The 14,670-nt window shown below is 63.2% G+C and carries 14 protein-coding genes and 1 pseudogene; 10 read left to right on the top strand and 5 right to left on the bottom strand.

The window, feature by feature from the left end; all coding sequences use genetic code 11:
- Positions 1 to 29: 29 nt before the first annotated feature.
- Complete coding sequence (fabV, locus tag OKC44_RS06860) at positions 30 to 1,223, bottom strand: enoyl-ACP reductase FabV (protein WP_029300362.1); 1,194 nt, start codon at positions 1,221 to 1,223, stop codon at positions 30 to 32.
- Positions 1,224 to 1,453: 230 nt separating this feature from the next.
- On the opposite strand from fabV, the pseudogene OKC44_RS22200 reads away from it, so the two are divergent.
- Both OKC44_RS22200 and OKC44_RS22195 read left to right on the top strand, forming a co-directional pair.
- Positions 1,454 to 2,308: pseudogene (locus OKC44_RS22200) on the top strand (PAS domain-containing protein); the annotation flags it as partial.
- A 6-nt stretch (positions 2,309 to 2,314) separates the two neighbouring features.
- Positions 2,315 to 2,848 carry a methyl-accepting chemotaxis protein gene (locus tag OKC44_RS22195; protein WP_442865710.1) on the top strand — a complete coding sequence of 178 codons (534 nt, stop codon included), beginning with the start codon at positions 2,315 to 2,317 and terminating at the stop codon, positions 2,846 to 2,848.
- A 61-nt stretch (positions 2,849 to 2,909) separates the two neighbouring features.
- Here the strand turns inward: OKC44_RS22195 and OKC44_RS06850 are convergent, their stop codons facing one another.
- Together OKC44_RS06850 and OKC44_RS06845 are read right to left on the bottom strand one after the other, a co-directional pair.
- The gene (locus OKC44_RS06850; RefSeq protein WP_270811774.1) at positions 2,910 to 3,107 is read right to left on the bottom strand and encodes a hypothetical protein; all 198 of its coding nucleotides are present in this window, start codon (positions 3,105 to 3,107) and stop codon (positions 2,910 to 2,912) included.
- 50 nt (positions 3,108 to 3,157) lie between these two features.
- Positions 3,158 to 4,054 (bottom strand): DMT family transporter, encoded by an 897-nt coding sequence (locus tag OKC44_RS06845; protein WP_270811773.1) that lies wholly within the window; start codon positions 4,052 to 4,054, stop codon positions 3,158 to 3,160.
- Positions 4,055 to 4,166: 112 nt separating this feature from the next.
- Between OKC44_RS06845 and rsxA the strand changes: the two genes are divergently transcribed.
- The 8 genes from rsxA to gloA all read left to right on the top strand — a co-directional run bounded on the left by rsxA (position 4,167) and on the right by gloA (position 11,578).
- The gene (gene rsxA / locus OKC44_RS06840; protein WP_005302262.1) at positions 4,167 to 4,748 is read left to right on the top strand and encodes an electron transport complex subunit RsxA; all 582 of its coding nucleotides are present in this window, start codon (positions 4,167 to 4,169) and stop codon (positions 4,746 to 4,748) included.
- A 4-nt stretch (positions 4,749 to 4,752) separates the two neighbouring features.
- On the top strand, positions 4,753 to 5,316 hold the full coding sequence (rsxB, locus tag OKC44_RS06835; RefSeq protein ID WP_011706450.1) for an electron transport complex subunit RsxB: 564 nt from the start codon (positions 4,753 to 4,755) through the stop codon (positions 5,314 to 5,316).
- 6 nt (positions 5,317 to 5,322) lie between these two features.
- A complete protein-coding gene (gene rsxC, locus OKC44_RS06830) occupies positions 5,323 to 7,878 on the top strand; it encodes an electron transport complex subunit RsxC (RefSeq protein ID WP_270811772.1) in 2,556 nt (851 codons plus the stop codon).
- A gap of 3 nt (positions 7,879 to 7,881) precedes the next feature.
- Complete coding sequence (gene rsxD / locus OKC44_RS06825; protein ID WP_011706452.1) at positions 7,882 to 8,934, top strand: electron transport complex subunit RsxD; 1,053 nt, start codon at positions 7,882 to 7,884, stop codon at positions 8,932 to 8,934.
- Between the two features lie 34 nt (positions 8,935 to 8,968).
- Complete coding sequence (rsxG, locus tag OKC44_RS06820; RefSeq protein WP_011706453.1) at positions 8,969 to 9,601, top strand: electron transport complex subunit RsxG; 633 nt, start codon at positions 8,969 to 8,971, stop codon at positions 9,599 to 9,601.
- Positions 9,602 to 9,617: 16 nt separating this feature from the next.
- Positions 9,618 to 10,376, top strand: coding sequence for an electron transport complex subunit E (locus OKC44_RS06815; protein WP_270811769.1), 759 nt, complete (start codon positions 9,618 to 9,620; stop codon positions 10,374 to 10,376).
- Positions 10,377 to 10,390: 14 nt separating this feature from the next.
- A complete protein-coding gene (gene nth, locus OKC44_RS06810; protein WP_017408071.1) occupies positions 10,391 to 11,032 on the top strand; it encodes an endonuclease III in 642 nt (213 codons plus the stop codon).
- Between the two features lie 132 nt (positions 11,033 to 11,164).
- Positions 11,165 to 11,578: a lactoylglutathione lyase gene (gloA, locus tag OKC44_RS06805; RefSeq protein ID WP_016351107.1), complete on the top strand. Its 414-nt coding sequence runs from the start codon at positions 11,165 to 11,167 to the stop codon at positions 11,576 to 11,578.
- Positions 11,579 to 11,643: 65 nt separating this feature from the next.
- Here gloA and OKC44_RS06800 read toward each other — a convergent pair whose 3' ends face one another.
- Both OKC44_RS06800 and OKC44_RS06795 read right to left on the bottom strand, forming a co-directional pair.
- Positions 11,644 to 12,519: a flagellar protein MotY gene (locus OKC44_RS06800; RefSeq protein ID WP_024944879.1), complete on the bottom strand. Its 876-nt coding sequence runs from the start codon at positions 12,517 to 12,519 to the stop codon at positions 11,644 to 11,646.
- A gap of 68 nt (positions 12,520 to 12,587) precedes the next feature.
- Entirely contained in the window at positions 12,588 to 14,561 is a 1,974-nt protein-coding gene (locus tag OKC44_RS06795) for a methyl-accepting chemotaxis protein (protein ID WP_270811767.1), read from the bottom strand.
- Positions 14,562 to 14,670 lie beyond the last annotated feature (109 nt).

The raw sequence follows: 14,670 nt of genomic DNA, 5'->3' as shown, positions 1-14,670 counted from the left end.
GCGGGGCCCTGTTTTCACTTGGGTCAGACTCAGAGCTCGACCACATCGAATTTTACGTCCGGATTCACATCCGCATCGTAATCGACCTCGTCCAGCCCGAAACCGAACAGGCGCAGGAACTCCTGCTTGTAACCGGTGTAGTCGGTCAGTTCGGAGAGGTTCTCGCTGGTGATGGACGGCCACAGGTCGCGGCAGGTCTGCTGCACGTCTTCACGCAGCTCCCAGTCATCCATGCGGATGCGAGCCTGATCGTCCAGCGCCATGTCGGCAGCGTAGAGACGGGTGCGCATCATGCGGTCCACCTGCTCCATGCAGCCTTCGTGAATGCCCTTCTCCTTCATGATCTTGAAGGCCATAGAGATGTAGAGCGGCATCACCGGAATGGCGGAGGAGGCCTGGGTCACCACGGATTTGAGCACGGCCACGTGGGCGGTGCCGCCCTTGGCAGCCAGATCGCCACGGATGGCGGCGGCGGCGCGGTCCAGATCTTCCTTGGCGCGGCCCAGAGTACCGTGCCAGTAGATTGGCCAGGTCAGGTCGGTGCCGATGTAGGAGTAGGCCACGGACTTGGCGCCGTCGGCCAGCACGCCTGCATCGCGCAGGGCCGCCATCCACAGCTCCCAATCCTGACCGCCCATGACGGTGATGGTGTTCTGGATCTCTTCCTCATTCGCCGGCTCGACGGTGGCGGTGATGATCTGATCCTTGTTGGTATCGATGGCGGTGGTGGTGTAGACCTCACCGATGGGTTTCAGAGCAGAGCGCACCACTTCGCCGGTATCCGGCAGTTTGCGCACCGGCGAGGCCAGGGAGTAGACCACCAGATCAATCTGACCCAGATCCTGCTTGATGAGCTCGATCACCTTGGCGCGGCATTCATTGGAGAAGGCATCGCCGTTGATGCTCTTGGCGTAGAGGCCCGCCTCTTTGGCGGCCTTGTCGAAGGCAGCGGAGTTGTACCAGCCGGCGGTGGCAGTCTTGGTCTCACTGCCGGCTTTTTCGAAGAAGACACCGAGGGTGGCGGCGCCGGAGCCAAAGGCGGCGGCAATGCGGGAAGCCAGGCCATAACCGGTGGAAGCGCCGATCACCAGCACCTTCTTGGGACCATTCTCGATGGTGCCCTTGGCCTTTGTATAAGCGATCTGGCGACGAACATTGGCTTCACAACCGACCGGGTGAGTGGTGGTGCAGATAAAGCCGCGAACCTTGGGTTTGATGATCATATGGGGTCTCGGATCCGTTTAATGGATGAAATCGGGGCATAAGATACCTCATCTTGCCGCGATAAGGTGCTCTGATGTGTTGAATCGCAGGGAAAATGAGCAAAGCGTGGGGCAAATGCCGTCCAAGGGGCCTGCCGTCAGCCTGCCGGAGCGGGACCGGCCTCCCCGCCCCTCTGCACGGCTTGCCGACATGACAAGATCGATAATGACAAAACAAACAATTAACCCTGATGGCTGAGGCGACGACAAAACAACCTGTACTAGTATTCAGCCGGTCGGGTATTGTCATGAAAGGCCTCACCAGGGTCTTAACAAGGAGCTCCGCCATGTTTTGGAATCGCACGGGTAAAAGTGAACAGAGTGAACAAGCGGCACAGATCGCAGAACTTGGCGCCTTTGAGCAGGCCATCCAGTCACAGGTTCCCTATATCGAGTTCACCCCGGAGGGGGTGGTCACCTTCGTCAACGATCGTTTTCTCGCCATCGTGGGCTATGCCCGGGAGGAGGTGATCGGCAAGCACCACAGCGCCCTCTGCTTTCCCGAGGACGTGAAAACCCGCGAATATGAACAGCTGTGGCAGGATCTGCGCAGAGGGGAGTCACGCAACGGCCGTTTCATCCGGCAGACCAAATCGGGCAAGGCGGTCTGGCTCGAAGCCAGCTACTTCCCGATCCTCCTCGATGGCAAGGTGATCAAGGTGGCCAAGGTGGCCTCCAACGTCACCGAACAGCAATCCACCCTGGAGCGCACCCAGGCGCTGCTGGCGGCACTGGACAAATCCCTGGCCGTCATCGACTTCCAGCCCGATGGCACCGTCATCACCGCCAACCAGAATTTCCTGCACTGCTTCGGCTACCGGCTGGACGAGGTGGTGGGCCAGCCCCACCGCATGTTCTGTGACGAGGCCTTCTATCAGCAGAATCCCAACTTCTGGCGGGATCTGGGAACGGGCTCCATCCAGTCGGGGCTCTTCATGCGCCGTGGTCGCCACGGCGAGAAGATCTGGCTGGAGGCCACCTACAACCCCATCTTCAACCATGAGGGCAAGGTGATCAAAATCATCAAGCTGGCGAGCAACATCAGCGAGCGGGTGGAAAAGTCCATCTCGGTGCGCGAGGCTGCCCAGAAGGCCTGCGCCATCGCCGGAGAGACAGTGCTGAGCGCCGCCAGGGGACGGGAGGTGATCGACAAGGTGCTGGAAACCTCGGCCCACATCAACAGCTCGGTCAGTGAAGTCAGCCGGCAGATAGAGAACCTCAACCAGCAATCCAGAAGCATAGAGTCCATCATCTCGACCATCAGCAGCATCGCGGATCAGACCAACCTGCTGGCGCTCAACGCCGCCATCGAGGCGGCCCGCGCCGGCGAGCAGGGCCGCGGGTTTGCGGTGGTGGCCGATGAAGTGCGCCAGCTGGCGGCGAGAACCTCCACCTCTACCGGCGAGATAGTCTCCGTCATCCGGCTCAACTCTGACATCACCTCGAGGATCACCCAGACCGTCTCGGTAGTATCGGACAAGGCGATGGCGAGCCAGGCCCAGGCCGATATCATCGCCGGCGTCATTCAGGAGATCATCGAGGACGCCAACTCGGTGTCGGACACCGTCAAGGGCCTCTCCATCTAAGGGCCTCGCCATCACAACACACGGGGCCAGGCCCCGTGTTTTTTATCTTCCAGTCAAAGCGTCAATCCCGCCCCGACAGATAGTGCCTGGCCTCCTCGTCAGCCTGCTGCAGGGCACACTCCCACAGCTCGGCGATGCAGATCCCCTCCTCGCCCACCGCTTCCTCTTCCAGCGCCTCCAGTGCCCGCGCATCGGCCAGGGTGAAGGGATGGTGGCCAAGCAGCAGTCGCGCCTGTGCCAGTAACCTCATGTCACTCATGATCCCGTTCCTCGCTGCTACCTGCCCTGACTGTAGTCAATTTGTGGCCGTCACGGGCCTGTGGTGGCCGCCGGCATTCGCACACGCCTGGCCGGCAGCTGTCCCACCGCGATCCCCAGCAGCACGGCGCCACAGGCCACCCATTGCAAGGCGTTGAGGGTCTCTCCCAGCAGCAGATAGGCCAGCAGCAGGGTGAACACCGGGATGAGATTGACGTAGGCCGCCGCCAGCGTTACCTTCACCTGGGTCACCGACCAGTTGTAAAGCAGGTAGGCCCCCAGGGTCACGCAGGCGCCGAGAAAGACGATGACCGCCATGTCCTGCCAGACCCAGGCCGTCGGCCAGGGTTCGCCAAAGGCAAAGGGGGCGAAGAAGAGGGTGCCGACGAAGGCCTGCAACGCAGTCAGGGTCAACACGCTGTAGCGGCTGCAGAGCTTCTTGAACACCACCGAGTAGGTGGCGGCGCAGAACATGGCCGCCATCTCCAGGCTGTTGCCAAGCAGGGCATTGGGGGCAAATTCATCCACCCCGCTGCCAAAGCCGAGCAGCGCGATGCCAAAGATGGCGATCGCAAAGCCGAGCAACTGGCGCCGGCTCACCCGCTCGCGGATCAGCACGAAGGCCACCAGTGCCACGATGAGCGGCAACAGGGCACAGACCATGCCGGCCTGACCGGCACTGGTGTAGCGCAGGGCGTTGACCTCCAGCAGGAAATAGAGACAGGGCTCCAGCGCCCCCATCAATGCCAGCCAGCGCCAGTCCCCTTTCTGATAGCGGAAATTGCCGAGATAGCGGTAGCAGCACAGCCAGCAGAGCGCCGCCACGCTCATGCGCATGAACAGCACCTGACCGAAGCCCCAGACCCCCAGCACGTGCTTGAGCGCGATGAAGGAGCTGGACCAGAGCAGCATCGCCAGGGTCAGGGTAAAAATGGGTAAAGGGCGCACGTTTCCTCCATGAAATTGGCCATTTGAATAATAACCATGCGGCCTTGCGGTTGTTAAAAGGCACCTAAAATCAGATAATACCGCCGCCTTCACACCGGATAACCAACCTGCAATGACTGAGTACCTGCTTTTATTGGTCGGCACTGTGCTGATTAACAACTTCGTGCTGGTGAAATTCCTCGGCCTGTGCCCCTTCATGGGCGTCTCCGGCAAGCTGGAAACCGCCATCGGCATGGGGCTGGCGACCACCTTCGTGATGACCCTGGCCAGCGCCTGTTCCTACCTGATGGAACACTATATCCTGATCCCGCTGAACATCGCCTACCTGCGTACGCTCGCCTTCATTCTTGTGATCGCCGTCGTGGTTCAATTTACCGAGATGGTTATCCGCAAAAGCAGCCCCACCCTCTATCGTCTGCTGGGCATCTTCCTGCCGCTCATCACCACCAACTGCGCCGTGCTGGGGGTGGCCCTGCTCAGCATCAACGAGCACCACAATTTCATCCAGAGCATCATCTACGGCTTCGGCGCCGCCACCGGTTTCTCGCTGGTGCTGATCCTGTTTGCCGCCATGCGCGAACGTCTGGTGGCCGCCGACGTCCCGACCCCGTTTCGCGGCGTCTCCATCGCCATGATCACCGCCGGCCTGATGTCGCTGGCCTTTATGGGCTTTACCGGCCTCATCAAGATATAGCGCTATGACTCACATACTCTTTGCCGTTCTGGTGTTGGCGCTGCTGGCTCTGGCCTTCGGCATCATCCTGGGCTTTGCCGCCGTCAAATTTCATGTGGAAGCCGATCCCATCGTCGATCAGCTCGACGCCCTGCTGCCGCAAACCCAGTGCGGCCAGTGCGGCTACCCGGGCTGCAAGCCTTACGCCGAGGCGCTGGCCAATGGCGACCAGATCAACAAGTGCGTGCCAGGTGGCGATGCCACCATGCGCAAGATTGCCGACCTGATGGGGGTCGAACCCCAGCCGCTGGGCGGCGCCGAGGCCGCCGCCCCCATCAAGAAAGTCGCCTTCATTCATGAAGATCAATGCATCGGCTGCACCAAGTGCATCCAGGCCTGTCCGGTCGATGCCATCGTCGGCGCCACCAAGGCGATGCACACCGTCATTGCCGACGAGTGCACCGGCTGCGATCTCTGTGTCGATCCCTGCCCGACCGACTGTATCGAAATGATCCCGGTGCCGACCACGGTCGACAACTGGAAGTGGGATCTGGCCAACGTCGCCATTCCGGTCAAGATAGTGGAATAAGTAACCATGCAGTCCTTACTCGAACGCATCAAAGCCGGCACTCTGTGGGATTTTCACGGCGGCATTCACCCTCCCGAGAACAAAGACCAGTCCAGTCTCACCCCGGTGGTGGACGCGGGTCTGCCGCCCCAGCTCATCATCCCGGTGCGCCAGCACGCGGGCCCGGCCGGCGACCTGCTGGTACGGGTCGGCGACAAGGTCAAGAAAGGCCAGCCGCTCACTCGCCATGACAAGGGGCGTTTCGTGCCGGTGCACGCCTCCACCTCCGGCACCATCACCGCCATCGGTCACCACACGGTGGCCCACCCCTCCGGTCTCGACGATCTCTGCATCACCCTCACCCCGGATGGCGAAGATGCCTGGGGCGAGCGTCAGGGCCGCAGCGACTACTGGAATCTGGAGCGGGGCGAGCTGCTCGAGCGCATCCAGCAGGCCGGTATCGCGGGCCTCGGCGGCGCCGTGTTCCCGACCCACAGCAAGCTTGATGGCCGCGGTCAGCTGACCGAGATCCTGATCGTCAACGGGCTGGAGTGCGAACCCTACATCACCACCGATGACCGGCTGATGCAGGAGTATGCCGACGAGATCATGGACGGCATCCGGGTGCTCAAGCACCTGCTCAAGCCCAAGCTGACCCTGATCGGGGTGGAAGACAACAAGCCGGCCGCCATCGGTGAGCTGACCCGTCATGCCACAGACGAAGACGTACTGGTCAAGACGGTGCCCACCAAGTACCCCTCGGGCGGCGCCAAGCAGACCATCGAGCTGCTCACCGGCCGCCAGGTTCCCAAGGGAGGCCGCGCCGTGGACATGGGCATCATGGTGCTCAACGTGGCCACCGTGTTTGCCATCAAGCGCGCCATCATCGACGGCGAGCCGCTCATCTCCCGCATCGTCACCCTCACCGGCGACGCCTTCAAGAAACCGGGCAACGCCTGGGTGCTGCTGGGCACCCCGGTGCGCTGGCTGCTGCAGCGTTTCGAGCTGCAGCCCGAGGCGGATCAGCGGGTGATCATGGGCGGCCCCATGATGGGCTTCACCCTGCCCCATGCCATGGTGCCGGTAGTCAAGGCCACCAACTGCCTGCTCTCCCCCACCCGGGCCGAGCTGCCGCCGCCCGGTCCGGAGCAGGCCTGCATTCGCTGCAGTGCCTGTGCCGACGCCTGTCCGGCCAACCTGCTGCCGCAAGAGCTCTACTGGTACAGCCGGGCCAAGGAGTACGACAAGGCCGAGGGGCTCAACCTGTTCGACTGCATCGAGTGCGGCGCCTGTGCCTGGGTCTGCCCGAGCGAGATCCCGCTGGTGCAGTACTACAAGATTGCCAAGGATGACATCCGCGAGGCGCGTGCCGAAGCCGAAAAGGCCGAGCGCGCCAAGCAGCGCTTCGAGGCCAAGCAGGCCCGCTTCGAGCGGGAAAAAGCCGCCCGCGAAGCTCGTCATGCCGAGGCTGCCGCCCAGCGTCGCCAGGCCATGACGGCGGCCGGTGGAGAAGATCCTGTGGCCGCGGCACTGGCCCGTATCAAGGCCAAGCAGGACGCTGCGCCGGTCGGTGCCAGCGAACTCGCGCCGGACAACAGCGCCATGATTGCCGCCCGCGAGGCGCGCAAGCAGGAAGCCATCGCCCGCCGCGCCGCCAAGGCGGCCGCCAGCGAGCCCGGCTCGGCCCAACCCGATGCACCGGCAGCGGACGGGCAGGATGCCAAGAAAGCGGCCATTGCGGCGGCGCTGGCACGTGCCAAGGCCAAAAAAGCGGCTCAGGAGCCAGGCGAAGCAGCGGCTGTGGATAGCCCTGCTGCTGCGTCTCAGTCTGACCCCGTTGCCGACACGGATCCCAAGAAGGCGGCCATCGCTGCTGCCATTGCCCGTGCCAAAGCCAAAAAAGCTGCCAGCACGCAAGGTGATGAAGCGGCTGCGGATAGCCCTGTAGGCGCGCCGCAGTCTGACACCGCCGCCGACACGGATCCCAAGAAGGCGGCTATCGCTGCTGCCATTGCCCGTGCCAAGGCCAAGAAGGCCGCTCAGGCGCAAGGGGACGCAGCCACCGAAGGTGAAGAGGCCGCCGTGGCAACTCCTGCCGCAGCGCCGCAGCCTGACTCAGCCGCCAACGCGGATCCCAAGAAGGCGGCCATCGCTGCTGCCATCGCCCGCGCCAAGGCCAAGAAGGCCGCTCAGGCGCAAGGGGACGCAGCCGTGACCGAAGGTGAAGAGGCCGCCGTGGCAGCCCCTGCCGCAGCGCCGCAGCCTGACTCTGCCGCCGAGGTCGACCCCAAGAAAGCGGCCATCGCAGCAGCCATCGCCCGTGCCAAGGCCAAGAAGGCCGCTCAGGAGCCAGGTGAGGAGGCCGTTGCCAAGCCCGCAGAGGTGCATGACGAGGAGGCCACTGCCAAGCCCGAGGTGACCACCGTGGAGGCACCGGCTGCCGATGCGTTACAGCCAGCCGCCGATGCGGATCCCAAGAAAGCGGCCATTGCCGCCGCCGTGGCCCGTGCCAAGGCCCGCAAACTGGCGGCCGAGGCAGCAGCCCAGGCCTCTCCTTCTCCATCGACCGACAAGAGCCACTGATCCATGTTCAATATCGCGAGTGCGCCGTTTGCCCACAACCGCAAACAGACCCAAACCCTGATGTTGCTGGTGATCCTGGCCTGCCTGCCCGGTTTTCTGGCGCAGAGCTGGTTCTTTGGCTGGGGCACCCTGATCCAGATCCTGCTGGCGCTGGTCACGGCACTGGGCTCGGAGGCACTGGTGCTGCGCTTGCGCGGACGCCCCGTCAAACCGGCCCTGCTGGATGGCAGCGCGGCCCTGACCGCCGTGCTGATCGGTCTCTCCCTGCCGCCGCTGCTGCCCTGGTGGATGCTGGTGCTGGGCACGGCGTTTGCCATCATCATCGCCAAGCACCTCTATGGCGGGCTGGGTCAAAACCTGTTCAACCCCGCCATGGTGGCCTATGTGCTGCTGCTGGTCTCCTTCCCGGTGCAGATGACCAGCTGGCTGCCACCCTCCAGCATCGCCGCCTATGACATCGGCTTTGGCGATGCGGCCTCGGTGATCTTCACCGGCTTCAGCCTCGACGGTTACAGCATGGCGCAGCTCAAGCAGGGGGTGGATGGGCTGACCATGGCCACGCCGCTCGACACCCTGAAAACCGGGCTGACTCAGGGCCTCACCGCCGGCGAGGTGATGACCCACACCGTATTCGAAGGCTGGGGCGGCATCGGCTGGAGCTGGGTCAACCTCGGCTACCTGCTGGGCGGCCTGTTCCTGCTGCAGCAGAAGGTGATCAACTGGCGCATTCCGGGGGCCATCCTCGGCTCCTTGCTACTGGCGGCCACCCTGGGTTATCTGATGACCCCGGATGCCACCGCCACTCCCATGTTCCACCTGTTCAGCGGCGCCACCATGCTGGGGGCCTTCTTCATCGCCACCGATCCGGTGAGTGCCAGTACCACCCCGCGCGGCCGCCTGGTCTATGGCGTGCTCATCGGCGTGCTGGTCTATGTCATCCGCCGCTTTGGCGGCTATCCGGATGCCTTCGCCTTTGCCGTGCTGCTGGCCAACCTGTGCGTACCGCTGATCGACAGCCTGACCCGCCCGAAAGTCTACGGAGCCCGTCGCAAATGATCCTCGCGCACACCTCACCCTCAGGAATGATGCAATGTTAAAGAGCATGCGCAAAAACGGCGTCACTCTAGCCCTGTTTGCCCTCGCCTGCACCGCCGTGGTGGTGCTGACCAACGAGCTGACTCAGGGGCGGATCGCCCATCAGCAACAACTGGAGAAACTGCGCACCCTCTCCGCCCTGCTGCCGGAGGGGAGCTATGACAACGATCTGGTCGCCAGCTGCAAGCTGGTGCAGAGCAGACGCTATCTGGGCAGCGATCAAGCCATGCCGCTCTACACCGCGACCAAGCAGGGTGAAATCACCGGCTATGCGCTGGAAACCGTCGCCCCCGACGGCTACAGTGGGGCCATTCGCCTCATCGTGGGCACCGATGCCAAAGGCGCCGTGAGCGCGGTACGGGTGTTGGCCCACAAGGAAACCCCCGGCCTTGGCGACAAGATCGAGCTGAAGAAGTCGGACTGGATCAACAGCTTCGTCGGCAAGTTTCTCAGCCACGACAACGAGGCCAGCTGGGCCGTAAAGAAAGACGGCGGCGAGTTCGATGCCTTCACCGGCGCCACCATCACCCCCCGGGCCGTGGTCAAGGCGGTGAAGAACCTGTTGCTGCTGCAACAGGAGCACCCAGAGTTGCTGCGCGACGCCCCCGCCTGTGACGCCACCCCCTAACGCCGGAGCACAAGCTATGGAACAAGTCGATGTGATTGACGGGCAGAGCCCGCTCAGCGAGAGCAATGGCCGCCGCGAAGAACTCAAGGAGCTGATGCTGCAGGGGCTGTGGAAGAACAACTCCTCGCTGGTGCAGGTGCTGGGCCTCTGCCCCACCCTGGCGGTCTCCTCCACCTTCACCAATGCGCTGGGGCTCGGCCTTGCCACCATGGCGGTGCTGGTCAGCTCCAACCTCGCCATCTCGCTGGTGCGCAACCTGGTGCCCAAGGATATCCGCATCCCGGTCTACGTGATGATCATCGCGGCGCTGGTGACCAGCGTGCAGTTGCTGATGAACGCCTACACCTACGGCCTCTATCAGGCGCTTGGCATCTTCATCGCCCTCATCGTCACCAACTGCGTCATCATCGGCCGGGCCGAGGCCTATGCCTCCAAGAACCCGCCGCTGCTGGCGGCCCTCGACGGCTTCATGATGGGGCTCGGCTTTACCCTGGTGCTGCTGGTGCTGGGTGGGCTGCGCGAGATCATCGGCATGGGCACCCTGTTCGACGGTGCCGACCTGCTGCTGGGAGAGTGGGCCAAGTCACTGCGCATCGAGCTGTTCCACGCCGATGCCAGCCTGCTGCTGGCAATCCTGCCCCCTGGCGGCTTCATCGGTCTCGGCCTGATGATCGCCGGCAAGAACGCCATCAACGACTGGATGGGTCGCAAGCAGAGCGCCGAGAAGGCCCACTGCAGCGTGCCGGCCGCGGGTGCCCGCGCGACCCAGCTCTGAGCCAAGAGAGAGCCATGAACAATCAGAAACGTAGGCAGATACTGGAGCGACTGCGGGACGACAACCCCCACCCCACCACCGAGCTCAACTTCAAGACGCCGTTCGAGCTGCTGATCGCCGTGCTGCTGTCGGCACAGGCCACCGATGTCAGCGTCAACAAGGCCACCGACAAGCTCTACCCGGTGGCCAACACCCCCCAGGCCATGCTGGAACTGGGGGTAGACGGGGTCAAGGAGTACATCAAGACCATTGGCCTGTTCAACACCAAGGCCGAGAACGTCATCAAGACCTGCGCCATCCTGCTGGAGCGCCACGGCGGTGAAGTGCCGGAGAACCGCGAAGCCCTCGAGGCCCTGCCCGGGGTCGGCCGCAAGACCGCCAACGTGGTGCTCAACACCGCCTTCGGCTGGCCCACCATCGCCGTCGATACCCATATCTTCCGGGTCTCCAACCGCACCGGCTTTGCGGTGGGCAAGAACGTCGATCAGGTGGAAGAGAAGCTGCTCAAGGTGGTCCCTGCCGAGTTCAAGCTGGACGTGCACCACTGGCTGATCCTGCACGGGCGCTACACCTGTCTGGCTCGCAAACCGCGCTGCGGTTCCTGTATCATCGAGGACTTGTGCGAGTACAAGGAAAAGGTCTACCCGGAGAGCTGAACACGGCTGCCGGCTCGCAAGCGGCGCAGCCATGGCGCCGCTTCTGGCGAGCACCGGCTTGAGCCAAGCGCCGGTATCCGCTCCCCTGGGCGGCACCCATACCACAAGAACCACTACCCGGAGAATTGAGCAATGAGAATCCTGCATACCATGTTGCGCGTCGGCGATCTGCAACGCTCCATCGACTTCTATACCCGAGTGCTGGGGATGAAACTGCTGCGCAAGAGCGAGAACAGCGAATACAAGTACACCCTGGCCTTCGTCGGCTACGGTGACGAGAAAGATGAAGCGGTGATCGAACTCACCTACAACTGGGGTGTCAGCGAGTACGAGCTGGGCTCGGCCTACGGTCACATCGCGCTGGAAGCGGACGACATCTACGCCACCTGCGAGGCGCTGCGCGCCGCCGGTGCCAAGATCACCCGCGAGCCGGGCCCGGTCAAGGGCGGCACCACCGTCATCGCCTTCGTGGAAGACCCGGACGGTTACAAGATTGAGCTGATCGCCAAGAAGGATGCCGGCAGCGGCCTCGGCGACAGCGTCTAAACCAGCCCGATCCCCAGAAAAACCAAAAGAGCGCCAAGGCGCTCTTTTTTATGGATTCGTTTTCCTCAGATGGCGCCGTTGCGGCCCATGTTGATCACCACCCGCCGGTTCTTGGCACGACCATCTTCGGTTTCGTTGGAAGCGACGTGCTGCTTCTCGCCGTGCCCCTCCACCGAGATCTTGCCGGGTTCGATGCCCAGATCCACAAACACCTTCTTGATGGCATCGGCCCGTTTCTCGGAGAGCTTCTGGTTCGGCCAACGGCCGCCATAGCTGTCGCTGTAGGCATCGATCACCACCACGTCGATGCTCTTGTCCACCTTCACATACTCGCCGATCATCGCCAGCCGCCGCTTGGAAGCCAGCGACAGCTCGTCACTGTTCTTGTCATAGGTGAGCACGCTGAAGGCGATGTCGTTGAAACTGTAGGGCAGCAGGCCATTGAGGCAATCCACGAAGGCCTGATATTTGACCCGGAAGTTGACCGAGGAGAGCGAGACCCGCACCGGTCGATTCTGCCGATACCAGTCGCGGTACTGGAAGGTCGGCATGCGCCCCCCTTCCAGCTCGTCCAGCATGGTCCAGGCGGTCTGCCCCTCCACCAGCCCGTCAAACTGCTGGTAAAAGCGCAGCTGGCTCACTTCCCGCCCGGCGATGCCGGGGCGCCAGACCGGCGGCATGATGCCCAGGCTGACCGTCTGGGTCTGGGCCTGCTGGCGCAGCCCCTTGAGCTCGAAATCCAGATTGATCTTGCGACCGGCGCGGCTGACGAATGCCCCCGTACCCCAGTTGGGGATGGGGTGCTCGAGCCGGCACTCCACCTGGGTGTCGGAGGTCAAGCGCCAGACGGATTGATCCAGGCCGGCACCGAATTCGGTGACTCCCGCCTGTAACTGCATACTCACGGATATGCTGACCAACCCCAACATCCAAGCGTTCAACTGCCTGCCCTCCACACGATCTCAGGTTAGATATCGGCAGGGGCAGGACAAGCTTTAGGGCAAACCGATCAGTGGGTCGAGGCGGCGTCCATCAATTTGAAGCGGGCGATACGCCCCGCCAGCTCCCGCGCCAGCTGATCCAGCTCGGCGCTGTTTTGCTGCAGGGTTTCCGAGTGCTGGCGATGCGCCTCGTACACCTCGCGAATGGTCATCACGTTGTGCTGGATATCGTCGGTGACATAGCGCTGCTCCTCGGTAGCGGTAGCCACCTGGGAGGTCATGTCGCTCACCTTGCGCACCTCGTTGACGATGTCGGTCAGCTCGCTGCCCGCCCGCTTGGCCTCGGTCACGCTCAGCCCCGCCTGCTCGGTCCCCAGGTGCATGGCGGTGACCGCCTGATTGGCCCCCTGCCGCAGCCGCACCAGCATCCGCTCTATGTCGTCGGCTGCCTGCTGGGTGCGCGACGCCAGCGCCCGCACCTCTTCCGCCACCACTGCAAAACCGCGGCCGGATTCGCCGGCGCGGGCCGCCTCGATGGCGGCGTTGAGGGCCAGCAGGTTGGTGCGATCCGAGATCTGCTTGATGAGGTTGAGGGCCTCGCCTACCGATTCGGTGTCCTGATGCAGGCTGTCCACCAGCTGCTGGGTATCACTCAAGGTACCCGCGACCTGCTGGATGGCATCGATGGTCTGATCCACCTCTTTGTCACCCTGCCGGGCCCGGCCGATGGCCTGCTGGGTCGCCAGCGAGGTCTGGGTCGCGTTGCGCGCGATCTCGGCCACCGTCGAGGCCATCTCGGTGGCGGCCGTTGCCACCAGATCTACCTGGCCAAACCCCTTGGCCACCCCGGCGTTGACTTCGGCAATGACGTTGGCCGAGGCGGCGGCGCTGCGGGCCAGCACCTCGCAAGAGCGGCGCACCGCCAGCATCAGTCCCTCCAGATGTTCGAGGAAATGGTTCAGATCCCGCGACAGCGCACCCAGTTCATCACCGGATCGCCAGTTGACCCGCACCGTCAGATCGTTCTCCTGCACCAGTCGCTTGAAGGTATGGTGCAGGGCCATGAAGCCCAGGTGCAGATCCCGCACCACCCGCCAGCAGACGAAACTGGTGAGCAGCACGCACAGCAGGACTCCGGTGGCGGCCCACCAGAAGTCACTGGCGCTCTTCGCCCGCATCAGGTCAACCCGCTCGGACAGCTGCTGATAGAGGCGATCTTCGCTCTCCTTGAGCAGGCTGATCTTGTCGGTGCTCAAGGCAAACCAGGCCTCTGCATCCACCCCGAAGCCGCCGCTGGCCGCCTTGTCCAGCGCCAGCTTCTCCATGGCGGCCACCTTGCTCACCACCGGCGAGGCCAGGCTGTCGGCCAGCAGCTGACGCTGGGAGGGGCTCGCCACCGCCTGGAAACGCTCGAGATAGGTATTCTGGGCCGCCAACAGGGAGATGAACTGCTGCAACAGCACCGGTGTGAAGCTGTCGCGGCCGAACACGTTGCTCAAGGTTGCCCGCTCCAGCCCCATCCGCTCCTTGCTCTGCAAGAAGGCGGCATAGGCATTGGTCTGCAGCGCTATGGTGGCATCCCGGCTATTGATGCTGATCTGATCCACCACCGCCAGCAACTGGGTGATCATCCGGGTATAGAAGCTGACCTGCTCCGCCACCTCGACTCCCAGCGCACTGACCCGCTCGCGCATGGCGGTGAGCCCGGCCAGCTCCTGCTGCACCTCTTTGAGCGCCAGCAGGGCGGGATCCTCACGAAAGCGCTGCAGCAGGGTATCGACCTGCTTGCGCTGCGCCGGCAGGGCATCGCGGAACTTGTTGCCACCGGACCCCAGGAAGCCGGCCGACATGCCGCGCTCCTTTTGCAGCTCGTGGGCCAGCTGCGCTGCTTCCCGCACCACCGCCAGTGCAGCTTGGGCCTGACTCATCTCCTGCTCGACCCGATAACGCTCATAGACGTATCGGCCGGAGAAGAACAGCAAGGCCAGCAGTGGCAGGCAGACCACCAGCAACATCTTGTGCGCCAATCCCAGCTTCTTCATCGTTGCTCCCCATTCCATTGTTGAAGTGGTCAATTATAAGCCCGCGTATCGATAATAGAATCGGCCAGCGTGCCAATGGCGGCCGATGAGGGACAAAGGCCGGCTTTTT

It is taken from the genome of Aeromonas sp. S41-2 (assembly GCF_027705845.1).
Taxonomy (GTDB): domain Bacteria; phylum Pseudomonadota; class Gammaproteobacteria; order Enterobacterales; family Aeromonadaceae; genus Aeromonas; species Aeromonas hydrophila.
This window is presented reverse-complemented; position numbering and strand designations above follow the sequence as displayed.